This is a genomic window from Mesorhizobium sp. M7A.F.Ca.CA.001.08.2.1 (genome assembly GCF_003998455.1).
GTDB classification, from domain to species: domain Bacteria; phylum Pseudomonadota; class Alphaproteobacteria; order Rhizobiales; family Rhizobiaceae; genus Mesorhizobium; species Mesorhizobium ciceri.
Genome location: NZ_RZPW01000072.1, coordinates 1 through 13,637 on the forward strand (window position 1 = coordinate 1; position 13,637 = coordinate 13,637).

The 13,637-nt window shown below is 58.5% G+C and carries 11 protein-coding genes and 1 pseudogene; 10 read left to right on the forward strand and 2 right to left on the reverse strand.

What is annotated here, in order from left to right; genetic code table 11:
* From EN914_RS06940 to EN914_RS06950, 3 genes and pseudogenes are all read left to right on the forward strand, one after another.
* Positions 1-1,194, forward strand: a pseudogene (locus EN914_RS06940) (exopolysaccharide biosynthesis protein); the annotation flags it as partial.
* Positions 1,195-1,378: 184 nt separating this feature from the next.
* Entirely contained in the window at positions 1,379-2,746 is a 1,368-nt protein-coding gene (locus tag EN914_RS06945) for an oligosaccharide flippase family protein (protein ID WP_024502431.1), read from the forward strand.
* Positions 2,743-3,783: a glycosyltransferase family 2 protein gene (locus tag EN914_RS06950; RefSeq protein WP_024502430.1), complete on the forward strand. Its 1,041-nt coding sequence runs from the start codon at positions 2,743-2,745 to the stop codon at positions 3,781-3,783. The genes EN914_RS06945 and EN914_RS06950 overlap by 4 nt, the downstream gene beginning before the upstream one ends.
* Positions 3,784-3,864: 81 nt before the next feature.
* Here the strand turns inward: EN914_RS06950 and EN914_RS06955 are convergent, their stop codons facing one another.
* Positions 3,865-4,572, reverse strand: a complete 708-nt coding sequence (locus EN914_RS06955; protein ID WP_024502429.1) for a helix-turn-helix transcriptional regulator — start codon at positions 4,570-4,572, stop codon at positions 3,865-3,867.
* Between the two features lie 213 nt (positions 4,573-4,785).
* On the opposite strand from EN914_RS06955, the gene EN914_RS06960 reads away from it, so the two are divergent.
* The gene (locus EN914_RS06960; RefSeq protein WP_024502428.1) at positions 4,786-6,528 is read left to right on the forward strand and encodes a PAS domain-containing protein; all 1,743 of its coding nucleotides are present in this window, start codon (positions 4,786-4,788) and stop codon (positions 6,526-6,528) included.
* Here EN914_RS06960 and EN914_RS06965 read toward each other — a convergent pair.
* On the reverse strand, positions 6,521-7,195 hold the full coding sequence (locus EN914_RS06965) for a response regulator transcription factor (RefSeq protein ID WP_013533114.1): 675 nt from the start codon (positions 7,193-7,195) through the stop codon (positions 6,521-6,523). The genes EN914_RS06960 and EN914_RS06965 overlap by 8 nt on opposite strands.
* Before the next feature lie 480 nt (positions 7,196-7,675).
* On the opposite strand from EN914_RS06965, the gene EN914_RS06970 reads away from it, so the two are divergent.
* The 6 genes from EN914_RS06970 to EN914_RS06995 all read left to right on the forward strand — a co-directional run.
* The gene (locus EN914_RS06970; protein WP_013533115.1) at positions 7,676-8,398 is read left to right on the forward strand and encodes a sugar phosphate nucleotidyltransferase; all 723 of its coding nucleotides are present in this window, start codon (positions 7,676-7,678) and stop codon (positions 8,396-8,398) included.
* Positions 8,399-8,437: 39 nt separating this feature from the next.
* A complete protein-coding gene (locus tag EN914_RS06975; protein ID WP_013533116.1) occupies positions 8,438-9,574 on the forward strand; it encodes a DegT/DnrJ/EryC1/StrS aminotransferase family protein in 1,137 nt (378 codons plus the stop codon).
* Complete coding sequence (locus EN914_RS06980; RefSeq protein WP_013533117.1) at positions 9,571-10,245, forward strand: sugar transferase; 675 nt, start codon at positions 9,571-9,573, stop codon at positions 10,243-10,245. Before EN914_RS06975 ends, EN914_RS06980 begins: the two co-directional genes overlap by 4 nt.
* 87 nt (positions 10,246-10,332) lie before the next feature.
* Positions 10,333-11,337, forward strand: coding sequence for an SDR family NAD(P)-dependent oxidoreductase (locus tag EN914_RS06985; protein WP_024502427.1), 1,005 nt, complete (start codon positions 10,333-10,335; stop codon positions 11,335-11,337).
* Positions 11,334-12,563: a hypothetical protein gene (locus tag EN914_RS06990; RefSeq protein ID WP_032898876.1), complete on the forward strand. Its 1,230-nt coding sequence runs from the start codon at positions 11,334-11,336 to the stop codon at positions 12,561-12,563. The genes EN914_RS06985 and EN914_RS06990 overlap by 4 nt, the downstream gene beginning before the upstream one ends.
* Positions 12,564-12,579: 16 nt before the next feature.
* A partial coding sequence (locus EN914_RS06995) for a polysaccharide biosynthesis/export family protein (protein WP_164778672.1) occupies positions 12,580-13,637 on the forward strand: 1,058 nt, incomplete at its 3' end.

Here is a 13,637-nt window from a genome sequence, read left to right on the forward strand (position 1 = left end):
GACCAAGAACTCAGAAACATGACCGAAAGCAAGGTCGAACAAGGCATCGACAAGATTGCTGCGGACGCAAACATTTTCCGTGCCCAGATCGCCACTCTTGAGAGCCGGAAGGCCATTTTGGATGCGGTCATGGCCGACACCGCCAGCCGGCTTTCCGGGTTGCGGGTTCTCGAGCCGCAGGTCAGTTTGCTGACCCAGCGATACAACGAACTTCTTGGCCGGCAACAGGATTTGACGCGGCGTATCGGAGTTCCCTCGGCTGGAATTTCCATCCTATCGGCGGCATGGCCGCCGACCATCCCGCAGACCTTGCCCGCCATCTTCCTTGTTCCGCCCGGGATGATTGTGTTCGCTATACTGGGCGCGATTTTCGTCACGATGCGCAATCACTTCGATCGGACTTTCCGCGGTGAGACCGAGGCGGAAGCGGTGCTCAAGGTTCCATGTATGGGGCAGATTCCCGAAGCAGGCAGGGTGCATGCCAAACGACTGCGAACCCTTGTCCTGGGCGAGCGCAGCTCCGCCTATAGCCGCGCCGTGACGTCGTTGCTGATTGCTGCGGCGCCCAATGCGCTGAGGGCTCGTTCGTCGTACACGGCGCTTGTCACCTCCAGCGTCCCGGAGGATGGGGGGACCGAGCTCGCATGGAGTCTGGCGCTGGCCGGCACGCGGATGGGCGGTCGTGTTCTCTTGATCGATCTTGAACGCAAGGGCGTTCAACTCACGCTCGAGTTCCTGCATCAGTTCAGCGAGCGCAAGAGCCGCCATTCCTTCGCTGACTATGTCTGCAATCGCAGCAACCTGGAAAACGCCGTGGCCAGTCTGCATGAAATCGGCATCGACGTGATGACCGCTGCTCCGTCGGACGATCTGCTGGCGGTGTTGTCCTGCGAGGATGGGGGCAAAGTGATGGCGGATCTGCACTTGACCTATCGCATCGTCATCATAAACCTGCCGTCGGCGCTCGGGCGGCCGGAAGCCAAATTTCTGGCTGGATGGGCTGATGCGGTGCTTTTTGCCGTCCGATGGAGGAAAACGCCACGTACCCTCGCTCGCGGGGTGCTGGAACTCCTTCAGGGCAACGGTTCTCTTGCGGTACCCGTCGGCAGCGTCCTCACGCAAGTGAACTTGAAAAAACATGCCGGATATCGGCTCGAGGATAGCGCCGACCTCTTGCGCGAGCAGATAGCATGACCAAGCACAGGCTCGTCCTTGGGCCGCGGACGATCCGGGGGCGGTTCATCCAGGGAGCGGCCCGGACGATTCAGGGTGCAGCCTGTCCGCAGAGCGCGTCATTCAGGTGAATGATGGCAAGGTTCGGTGTGCATCGTAGGCTGCGGCAATCCCCGATATTTGCCTCCCTCGGAAGCGCGAACCGATGGCACTGAGCGACCTTCTGAGACCCAAGATGGTTCCCGCGGCCGACACAGCCATCATCGCTGTTCGGCCGAGCACGATCGGTTCGATCATTCGTGCAGCTGGTGAAGTGTCGGCGATGGCAATTGTCGGCCAACTCACCCTTCTTGCTGCGATTCCGGTCTTGGCGCGGCTCTATTCGCCTGCGGATTTCGGCATCTTTACGATTTATCTGTCGATTGTGAACATACTCGCCGGGGTCGCAGCATTGCGCTTCGAGGCGTCACTCTATGGGGTTAAGGGGAGCGCCCAGGCCTATGTGACGGTCAAGCTTATCCTTTTGGCTGTGTTCGTGACCACCGTCCTGGCCTTTTCGGCCGGACAGATGCTGTCGAACCTTGCTCCCAACCGCCTCGGTTCGCTCGCCTGGCTCATTCCGATCGGAATGGGAGGCGCAGGTCTGGTCGAAGCCATGAACTGCTGGAGCCTGCGTGCCGGGCTTTTGCGCGACTTTGCCCTTGGGCGGCTGATCCTGCCGGCGAGCATGGCTGCACTGCAATTGGTTTTCGGCATCGCCAACCTCGGCGGCGAAGCGATGATCCATGCCCATATTTTGAGCCAGTTCGTCTTTATCGGGTATATCGGTTATCGGGTGACGAGCTGGGAGGATTTGCGCGGCATCGCCCGGGCACCTTGGCGTGCGGTGTTCGAAAAGGCCCGGCGGGAATACAAATTTCCTCTGTTCGATATCCCCGCAACACTCGCGAGCATAGCGATCAACAATCTTCCGGCAGTTCTTGTCGGTGGGCTGTTCGGCACCGCATTTGCCGGATATTTGGGCGTGGCAACGCGCCTGGTTACCGGTCCAGTGACGCTGATCGCTTCACCGCTCAGCAATGTTTTTGTCGCCGAAGCAAACCAGAACAACAATCGTGGACACCTGCTTGGCGTGGCACGCGGGCTTCTCCTGCTGGCTGCCGGCTTTACCGCGGTGCCGATATTGCTGCTTGGACTCGCCGCGCCCTATGTGGTCGTTCCGCTCCTGGGCGAGCCTTGGATGCCCACCGCGGAAATCATGACCGCACTGGCGCTGATGGGCGCGGCACAAGCGTTGTCTACTCCGCTTAGCGACGTTCCCGCTCTGTTACGGCGGCAAGGAACAAGACTGGTCATCGACCTCGTACGAGCAGTTCTCGTGTTTGGCCCGCTGCTCGCCGGCGCCCAGGCGGGCTGGCAGCCAGTCACCGTCATCTATTTCATGGCCGCCGGCGGCGCGTCGGGTTTCGCTCTGAAAATGGCAGCATCGCTGTATTTGTTGACCCACGACCCTCAACCAGCAGGCGCTGCAACGTGCATCCAACATGAATGTCTCGAGGAAAAAACACCATGAATTCGTCGTCGGTTGACAATCTTCAAGCGGCAGTTGCGGTCACCCAGCATGACCGTGCCGATGTCTCATGGTCACGCCCTTTTATCTCTGTCGGGATACCAACCTTTCGCCGGCCCGATACGATCCGCAGGGCGATCGACAGCGTCCTGGGTCAGGATTACTCCGATTGGGAGTTGGTCGTGAGCGACGACGAGGGACCGGAGGGCGAGACCTGGGCTATCGTGACCGACTATGCACGAAGCGAACCTCGCATCCGCATCATCGAGAACAGCCGAGGTCGCGGTCAGGTGGAGAACACCAACAACGCTATGCTGGCTTGCTCTGGACGGTGGATCAAGTTACTGCACGACGATGACTGGCTTGCGCCAGGTGCACTCAGGACATTCGCCGAAGTTGCCAAACAGCACCCGTCGGTCGCCTTCATGACGTCAGCCGCAAACATAATCGAGGACAAGCGAGTGAGATTTCGCCAAGTCCCCAAGGAGCAGGAAGCGATCTCCCTTTATTCCAGCCAGCAGTGCCTGATGGACCTCTATCTGGTGCGCGCGACACGCTGCCTGGGGATCATTCCATCCACATTGCTGATCAACAGCGACGTCATTCGTGCCGGCTGCTTGATGCGCACGCACAAAGAGATTCCGGCCGGAGTGGATCAACTGTTCTTCGTCGATCTAGCCAGCCATGGGGACATGGTGGCGATAAGCGATCCGCTTACCTTTTATGATGCAACGAGCCATCCAAGCATTACCACGTCAAAGAGTTTCCGCGAGGTCGACGAAGTGACTCTCGCCGTCAAGCAGCTTAACTGGAATCTCATCAAAGACCGCAACCATCTCCCGCCTCCCGAGACATTGCTGCGGGCGCTGCGGGTTGCTCGTATTCCCATGCGGTTCCACCAGCAGTCCTGGTTGACCACGTTCCTGGATGGGATTCAGATCTTCCGGCCTTCGGTCATGAAGGTGGCGGGCTGGCACGTGCTTAATCACGTGTTTGCAATCCGCCCAAGATTGGGCCGGGTGCGCACGCGACGGCGGTAAGGTGAGGCTGGCCGACAAGCACATCAGCGACAGATTGCGCGCACAAGCCTGTTGTGCGCGCGCATGGTAAAGGCGTTTGCCTCACGGCAAAACGCATATGCGCCCAAGAAGAGCTACCAGTTCCGCCTGTCGCCGTGTTTCGGTCTTGGCGAACAGCGACGCCAGCTGCGACCTTATCGTGGTCCGGCTCAAGCGCCGCTTGCGGGCTATTTCCAAAGGGGCATCGCCCTGCGCCAAGCGCAGTGCGAGCTGCGTTTCGGCACTCGTCAGACCAAACATTCTTTGCAGCGTCTGGGGATTTGGCCCGGACCTGTTTTCACGATCCAGCAGCGCCACGATGCTTGTCGCGTCAGGCGTTGCTATGCCCTTCTCGTTCAATATCAGGGGCCTGTCGCCCATGCCTCGGATCACCACCCATGAAAGCGTGCCAGGAGAAAAATTGCCCGGCACGTTTGCGATCAGCCGTCTCAGCGCAGCAAATACCTTGCTGGCCGTATCGGCTGCCTCGCCTTCGCGCTCCAAGGTGTTTTGAGCGGCTGAATTCCACTCCATGACCTTCCTGTCGCTGTTCAGGATCAGGTAGCCACAACCGATGCGATCAAGCATTCTCACAACAGATGCAAGGCTGCTCTGCCGTGGCTCGACAGCAACGCTGTCGAACCGTTGTGGTGCTTGATGCCAAGCGGAAGCATGGTCACCTTGCGTTCTCAAGGCGGAGACAGGCTTTCCCCCGAAACTTCCATATTGGCGACCAAGAATTCCATCATCTTGCCTACCAACCAGTGCCATTTTCTTACCTCCCGCAAAACGGCAACGCCTCCCAGTCAAAAGGAGGTGCCTTAAACATGTCAGTCAGGTCGCTTGGAGAGTAGCGGTCCGATCCGCCCCCGACATCGGACAAAATGCGCGCTACAATCCCGGGGAACAATCCTGCGGTCGGACTAGTCTGTACGCTTTTCGGTCTAATCTCGACGGACTAGTCAGAAGGTTATAGTCTGGCATATGCGTTTGCATTCGCTCAGTTTGCATCCGAACAGCTCAGGCAAGTTGCTGACCCGCCTTGCCTCGATGTCGCTCCTGATAGCGACACTTGCGGTCGAGACAGCGCTGCCGACCTCTGTGGCATACGACATCGGCTTTTTTGAGTTTGTTCCCGCCATTATTGCCATCTCATATCTCGAAGATCGCATGATCGCTCTTGCGGCAACCTTTGTGATGGTTGCCGTCGGCTTATTGACGCGGGATGTCCTGCACCATCCAATCGATGTCGGCCTTTGGGTTCAAGCCATTCTGCTGCTGGTTGCAGGGGGGATGATCGCCCTGACTTTCCACCGGCAGAGGCAGGACTACCGCACCCTTTTGCAGGTTGCGGAGGCTAGACTCGCGGCCTTGGAAGCAACCGAAAACAGGTATCGCTGGGCATTCGAACGTGCCGCCATTGGCTTTGCCAACATGAATGAGAACGGAGAGTTGCAACGGTCCAACAAGCGTCTTTGTGAAATGACAGGGTATGTCGAGGAGGAGCTTTCAAGTCTGCCGCTCAGCGCACTCGTCCACCCCGACGACAACCACACCTTGGCGGAAGCGTTGACTCGCCTGAAAGACACGACTTCGTTCGGCTCCGAGATCCGTCTCCTGAGAAGAGACGGCACGATTTTGTGGACAAGATTGGCCCTGTCTTTGGCCGTGCCAGCCGATGCTCTCCCTCAAAGCATTTTTGTAGTGGTGGACGACATATCGGGAGAGCGAACCGCCCGCGAGGCACTCCGGGCTCAGAAGGAATGGTTGGACCTGGCGCTATCGTCAAGCCGGTTGGGAACATGGCGCATAGATTTCGAGAGCGGGTCCGTGAAGGGCTCAGCCGCGTTCTGGGAAATGATGGGGCTGGCACCCGCGCCGAGCCGTCCATTGCAGGAATTGACTGCGGTCGTTCACCCGGCCGACTTGCCTAATCTGATGGCCCCGGGAGAGCTTGCATCAGGCGCCGACTATGACGCTGAGATCCGCATCAGGCGAACTGGCGGACATATCCGCTGGATTGCTCTTCGGGGACGGGACGAATTGCGCGACGGTCGTGCACAGCGAATAGGAGTCGCCGCGGATCTCACCGATCGGCGCATAACCATTCTGCTGCGGGCTGCGGCGAAGAAGCGAGAGCGGGCTATGCTTGAACAGCGCCATAGGCTCAACAATCTGTTTCCGGTGATCACGGCGCTTGTGAATATGGTTGGTGCCCCCGACAATGATATCGCCAGCTATAAGCAGACACTGATCGAAAAGATCGGCGCACTCCAGGCGACGCATCTGCTTCTTTCACGCGATGGCAGCCTGTCGGCTTCCCTGCGTGACCTCATCGTTCAGGAGTTGCAGCCCTATATGGGGACGCATGACATTTCGATCAGTGGACCCGAAATAAAAATGGCTGAGGGTTCGGCTGAGAGCTTCGCAATGATCGTTCACGAGCTTACGACCAATTCCGTGAAGCATGGGGCTCTCGGCACTCCGGCAGGACGGATCGAGGTCGTGTGGCAATTCGTGGCCCAGGAGCCCGGCGCCGACATAGTGTTTGAATGGTCGGAATCGGGAGAGCGCCGGGTCTCCACCTCGGCTCGGCGTGGCTTTGGGTCGTTGATTATCGGAGCCGACGGTGAGCCTATCGTGGGCCACTCTTCCAAGCTTGAGATGCTGGATCACGGACTGAAATATTCGGTCCGGCTGCCGCCAAAAGCAATCGGCGCTAGTTGATGTCCCTGGCGGCCCATGTCTTCAGCAAAACCGCGGCTTCCGTCCGATTTCGTGCCCCAAGTTCGCGCAGGACGGCAGCCGCATGAATCTTCGTCGTCGCTTCTGCAATTTCAAGAGAGCGGGCAATCTCTTTGTTCGAGTAACCTTCAGCCATCAACCTGAGGACTTCCTTCTGTCTGGACGTAAGCCTGCCCAGATTGTTGACGCTGATGGTCCTGTGGGGCATTTGCGTGGGAGCCTCGGATGGAAGGCGCACCGACTCCTTGGACCTTTGTGAAAGAAGTGCCGGAACGTAAATGCGGCCAGCCAGGATTTCGTTCACCGCCAGGACCACCTCCTCGTCCGTTTGGGACTTTACGATATAGCCATGAAGTCCAATCGAGAGGGCAGTTAGAATCTCGGCGCGTGAATCGGTCCCTGAGACAATTGCAAACCGTGTGTCGGGATGAGCCGGTAAGACGTCGCGAAGGTCGTCCTGACCGGACAGTCCCGGCATGTTCAGGTCGATGATGGCGAGATCAACAGGCGCCTGATCTTCAAGCAAGCTTATGACGGTATCAAAACACGCCGCTTCGAATATTTCCAAGTCTGGAATGCCGGCCATCAAAGCCAGTCGCAGCCCACGACGATACAAGCCGTGATCATCGGCGATGATAATACGATACATGAACCACCCACCTTTTGGCAGCCCGCATGTGTCCCTAGCTGCCGAAACCTCCCTTTGGATGGACTGTACGGTGACCCAACACAGATCAGCCGCCCGCTGATCCCCCGTATGTCGACGCTCGCCGCCGCCCATCGGCACATTTCAACCTTCTAATATAGCTTACAATCGCACACATTTCAGGGCCAGATGTTGAAGTGTTTTTTTCGTACGAACGGTAGCGATGCCCTTCCGAGAAGGTCGTTGCCGGCGCCGGACATGTGAACAGTTCCCAGCTCTGATCGCCCTGCCGCGCCCATGCGCTGCCAACTGGAATATTGAATCAAAAGGCCGGGAAAGTGCCATTCAAATGCACGACGACGCCTTCTCAAGCGCCACTTACCATCGCTGCACTCCGGAGAGGCAAAACCAACACTGGCGTACCTTCCGGCCGGGTGGGTTGGACCCATCACACCGCGACAGTCGTATCAATAGGAGGACGAGATGAAAGCGGTCATTCAGTGCGGTGGAATGGGAACACGCCTTCGGCCTTTCACATCCATATTGCCCAAGCCTCTCATGCCGATCGGTGCTCGACCGGTTCTTGAATTGCTTTTGAAGTGGCTGCGGCGGAACGGCATTCAGGAAGTCTACGTCACGACCGGCTATCTGGGGCACTTGATCCGCACCGTATGCGGGGACGGATCCCAGTGGAATCTAAGGATACGCTACACCCAGGAACTGGAACCTCTCGGCACCATTGGCCCGCTCTCCCTGATCAGGGAGGAACTGGACGAGCCGTTCATTGTTCTCAATGGGGACGTACTTACCGATCTCAGTCTCAGCCGGTTTGTGGCATCACACCGCACACACACGGATCCAGTCACCATAGCCACCGCATCCCGCGTCATCAAGATGGACTTCGGCGTCATCGACGAGGTCGACAATACCGTTCAAGTATTTCGTGAAAAACCGACGCTATCCCATCTGGTAAGCATGGGAATATATTGCATGAATCCAGACGTTTTTCGTTTTATACCTGACGGCATCGCCTTCGGATTCGACGATCTCATGCTGCAGATGATGCAAAACGGCACGAATGTGCACGTCTACAAACATGACGGCCTTTGGCTGGATATCGGACGCGTTGAAGATTTTCAAAACGCACAAACCATTGCCTGGGAAGAGCAGTCCGCATCGATCGAGGTCTCGGCAGCGGCCGCTTGAGGGCTGAACGCTCGACCACGCCAACATGAGGAGGTCGTAATGCTCTTGGTCAGCGCTCCTATTCTTGGCTTTCCGGAAAAGGCGGCCTTGGCCAAAGTTGTCGACAGTGGGTGGCTGACGATGGGGGACCAGGTACGAGCCTTTGAAGAGGCCTTCGCGGCCGTGCATGATGCGGTCGATTGCGTTGCCGTCAGCTCTTGCACCGCCGCCCTGCATCTCATTCTCCATGCACTTGGGATCGGTCCCGGAGACGAAGTTCTGGTTCCCTCGCTGACCTTCGTGGCGACCGCGAATGCAGTGCTCTACGTAGGAGCAACACCGGTATTCGTCGACATAGAGTCGGCCGAAGTGCCACTGATGTCCCTAAGCGACGCGGAAGCCAAGTGCACCGGACGCACCAAGGCCGTCATTCTCGTCCACTTTGCCGGCTACCTCGCCGACCGGGAAGAATGGCAGAGATTTGCCCGTGTGCGAGGACTGCATATCGTCGAGGATGCCGCGCATGCTCCCGGCCTTAAGGAGGTGGGGACTTACGGTGCGGCCGCGGCCTTTAGCTTCTACGGCAACAAGAACATGACCACCGCGGAAGGTGGGGCCGTAATCGCCCGGGATGCACAGCTCCGTGAAGCGATCCGCCAGGCTCGCGGACATGGGATGACCAGCGGCACACATCAGCGGCTGAACAGCCGCACGCCGCAATACGATGTGACGATGCTCGGGTTCAATTACCGCATGGATGAATTGCGCGCCGCTATTGGCTTGGTCCAGCTTCAGAACCTGCAGGAATGGAATGAAATCCGGCGCATATTGGTCGTCCTCTATCGACGTCTGATCGCAGACTATTGCTCGGCTGTGACAGTTCCGTTCTGCAAACCGCGGACCTCGGCCTATCACATCATGCCTGTCCTCCTGCCACATGACGTCGACCGGCAAACGGTGATCGACCATCTGCGAACGAAGGGAATACAGACCACAATCCACTATACGCCCGTGCACCAGATGACGCTCTATCGCCAAATGTTCACTGAAATCCATCTGCCGAAGACCGAGGATTTCGCGCAGCGGGAGTTGACGATTCCACTACACCCGCAAATTACGGCAAGTGCGATCGAGTCGGTGGTTGTTGCGTTGGCCACCGCGATTGAAAGCAGCGGGCGCGCGGGAGCCGCGGCATGAACGCACTCGACGTGACGATGCATCGGCCCGCCGTAGCTGGCACCAGCCACGGAATTGCCAGGCGCGCGATGGATATCATCCTCGCCGCAGCAGCGGGAATGGCACTCGCTCCGCTGATGCTACTGATTGCTGTTGCACTCTTTGTCGAGGGTGGTTGGCCCGTGCTTTTCGCACAGACGCGCCTGGGTGCCGGCGCAAAACCGTTTCGCATGTACAAGTTCCGCAAATTCAAGACAACAGCCGATCCTTTCGGCCTTGCGCTGACCATGAACGATGACAGCCGGATGACGCGGATAGGCCGTTTTCTCGCGGCAACGAAACTTGATGAGTTGCCGCAACTGTGGAACGTTTTTACGGGAGACATGGCAATTGTCGGCCCGCGGCCGGAAAGCCTTGCCTTCGCCGATTGTTTCCGCGGCGGCAATGAAGCCGTCCTGCAGTGGAAGCCTGGCCTGCTCGGCCCGACCCAGGTTCTCTTCCGTCACGAAGCCTGTTTTTACCCGCCCTCCCTTGATCCGCTCCTGTTTTATCGAGAGGTCCTGTTCCCGGCCAAGGCAACGATCGACCTCGCCTACTATCCGCGGCGCACGATTGCATCGGACCTCGTCTGGATAATGCGAGGCTTCAGGGCGGTTTTCGGCGTGTCCCTGCCTCCCGCGGCAAGTGGGTAGAGTTGGAAAGTGAGGAGAGTTTGGCATGAATGGATTGTTGTTCGTTCGCCAGTTTGACAGCTCACACGATCAAAGGAGTGCGCAGTCGTGAGCTATCACGGCAGGAAGGTCCTGGTCACGGGTGCGGATGGATTTATCGGATCCCACCTCACGGAAGCGCTGGTGCACGAAGGCGCCGATGTAACGGCACTGGCCCTCTACAACTCGTTCGACAGCCATGGCTGGCTGGACGATTTACCCGACCACGTTCGAGGCCAGCTGCAATGCATTCGCGGGGATGTTCGTGACAGCGCGTTCATCAACCGGATCGTGCGCGGCCAGGCGGCGGTGTTTCACCTGGCTGCGCTGATTGCGATTCCCTACTCCTACGCGGCTGCCCAATCCTATGTGGAAACCAATGTGCTGGGCACCGTGAATGTCCTCGAAGCGGCACGCCACTGGGAAACCGAACGCATTGTGCATACGTCCACGAGCGAGGTTTATGGCACCGCTCTGACCATGCCGATCGACGAATCCCACCCACTGCAGGGACAGTCCCCCTACTCTGCATCCAAGATCGGCGCAGACATGATGGCGGCGTCCTATGCCAGGTCCTTCGATGTGCCGGTGGTCATCCTGCGACCGTTCAATACATACGGGCCGCGCCAGAGCGAGCGGGCCATCGTGCCGACCATCATAAGGCAGGCTCTGGACGAGAACTGTCCGGCGATCATGGTCGGAGACACCAGCCCTATCCGCGACCTTACCTTTGTGGAGGACACTGCTGCGGCATTTGTGGCGGCAGGGGCGGCCGAGCTTGAATTTGGCCATGCCTACAATGCAGGCAGCCAGCGCGCCGTCAGTGTCTCGGACGTTTTGGAGTTGGTGCTCGAGTTGAGTGGCACCAGGAAACCAGTTCGTCGAGATGAAAGCCGGATGCGGCCGCAAAACTCCGAGGTTCGCGCGTTGCTCGCCGATTCCTCGAACCTTGAAAGTAAAGTCGGATGGCGGGCACATACGAGCTTGCGTGATGGTCTGGAAAAGACCATCGAGTGGTGGCGCTCGCGCCTCAGCGAAGGCCGCGTCCGACGCGAAATGAGCTACATGACATGACCTTTCCGCGGCTCATACCAGCTTTGCTGTTGATGGCCGCTCTGCTGGCGCTGCACACAGCCGGAAACCGGCCGAGCGGTGCGGCAGGCACGGAGCCGGCAATGGATCTGCCCGCTTATCTGAAACCTGCAACTGATCCGGCGACAGGGATCCGCTTTACTCGGATCACCCAGCCCGGAGCGCTTGGCAGCGGAATTGTCTGCGGCAAAATATATTGCAGTCATCGCTACTCGAGCGCGCAAGCCTGGAATGCGGATCAGAGCCTCCTCGTCCTCATGAACGGCTGCAACGGCATGTGTTTCCTCGACGGGAAAACCTACCTCCCTTTGTTTCATCGCAACAAGTCGGGTGAGTGCGAATGGCGCCCTCGAAACGCGGAGATGATGATCTGTGTCGATGGTCAAAAGATTTCGATCTGGGCGCCCCGCACCAATCGTGAGGACATAGTGTATTCCGCAACGAAATATCGGGATCTCGAATTCGGCCCGTCCAAGGGAAATCCTAGTCGTGACGGCAACCGCATTGCCGTACGCGCGACCCGCAATGATGGAGCTGCTGTCGTTTTCGCATACGACATCGACCGGCGTCTGAAATACCCGGACATCGATCTCGCCCAGGTTGCCGGAACGACCAGTTCCTGCACCATTTCTCCGCTCGGAGAGAACATCCTGTGTTTCCAAAATCTGGTCGACGGCACCGAACAGCGAGCCATTTTCGCAGTCGACGGCACCCTGCGCCAAACGTGGAAGGATCATCATCGGCCCGGCCATGGCGATTTGACTCTCGATGCGGATGGCAGCGAAATTTACGTCGGAACCAGCAAATCCGCTCCGGACAAATATCAGGTGATCAAGCGTCGGCTGTCCGATGGAAAGGTCACGTCGCTCACGAAGTACGGTGAGGCCGAGCATACGTCGCTGCGTGCTTTGGACAGGCCCGAATGGGCATTTATAAGTTACGGGGGCAATCCCGATGAGGTTCGGAGCCACCCGGACTGGGCGCCATACACGCGCGAAGTGATCGCGCTGCGTGTCGACGGTCGTCAGGAGGTCCGACGCATCGTGCAGACGCGAAACGCTCCGTTCGACTATTGGAGCGAGACACATGCCTCACCCTCCCCTGATGGGTCGCAAGTGATCTGGTCGAGCAATTGGGGGGTGCCTGGTGGGCCGGTCTACGAATTCGTCGCCCATATCGATTGGCCGCAGCAGCCGGGCCTGAATTAAAGGGAGATTGCCATCGATGGCCTTCGTTAGCCGAATTCTCTTTGCAGCCCTTGCCGGCTGCCTGGCCCTGGATATCGCAGCCGCGGCTGAAGCGCCGGTGGCCTATAAGCTGTCGCCCGGCGATACGGTGGAGATAGGAATAGCCTCCATAGCGGAGCGAACGCAACGCGCGATCGTCCAGATGGATGGCTCGATCGCGCTGCCCGAGTTCGGGATGATCCCGGTTGGCGGGCTGACGCCGGCCGAATTGCAGACGCGCATGGAGGCGGTGCTGCCAACCAAGATAGTCCATCAGCGCCTGCCTGATGGACGGGAGCAAATGATCGTCATCAAGCCGAGCGACGTCACGGCCGTGATCGCGGAGTACCGTCCGATCTATGTGACTGGCGATGTGCTGACACCAGGGCAGCAGACTTACCGGCCACTCATGACTGTCCGACAGGCAATTGCCGTCGCCGGCGGTTTTAGTCTCCTGCGGTCTCGGGCAAGCCAAAGCGGACCTGATCCCGTTGATCTGCGACGCGACTACGAGTCGATCTGGGGGGACTACATCAGAGACTACTTTCATGGCGCGCGCATCCGCGCCGAACTTCAGAACCAGGCAGAATTTGACATGCAACCGCCGCAAGGCTCGCCCCTGTCGAATGCATTGATATCGGCGGTCGCGCAGGCGGAAGCGGAGGGCCTCAAGATTTCGCTGAACAATTTTCAGCAGGAGCAAAGCTATCTCGACAAGACCGCCAAGGATGCCGAGGCTCAGGTCGAAGTTCTGCTCAAGCGCGAGCAGACGGAAGCGGCCGCGGTGAAACAGGATGAGGACGATCTTGCGCGGGTCACCAAATCGTTCGAATCGGGCAACCTGACCAACAGCAGGCTCGCCGACGTCAGACGTGCCGTGCTGATGTCGTCGAGCCGGGCGCTCGAGACCTCGGTCGAACTGATGAGAACGCGGCGCCAGCAGGAAGACTCCGTCAGGCAGCAGGAACGCAATGAAAATCAAAGAAGGATCGGCCTTCTGAACGAATTGAGGGACACCGACCTTCGCCTCGCCGAGACCACTGCAAGGCTCCACGC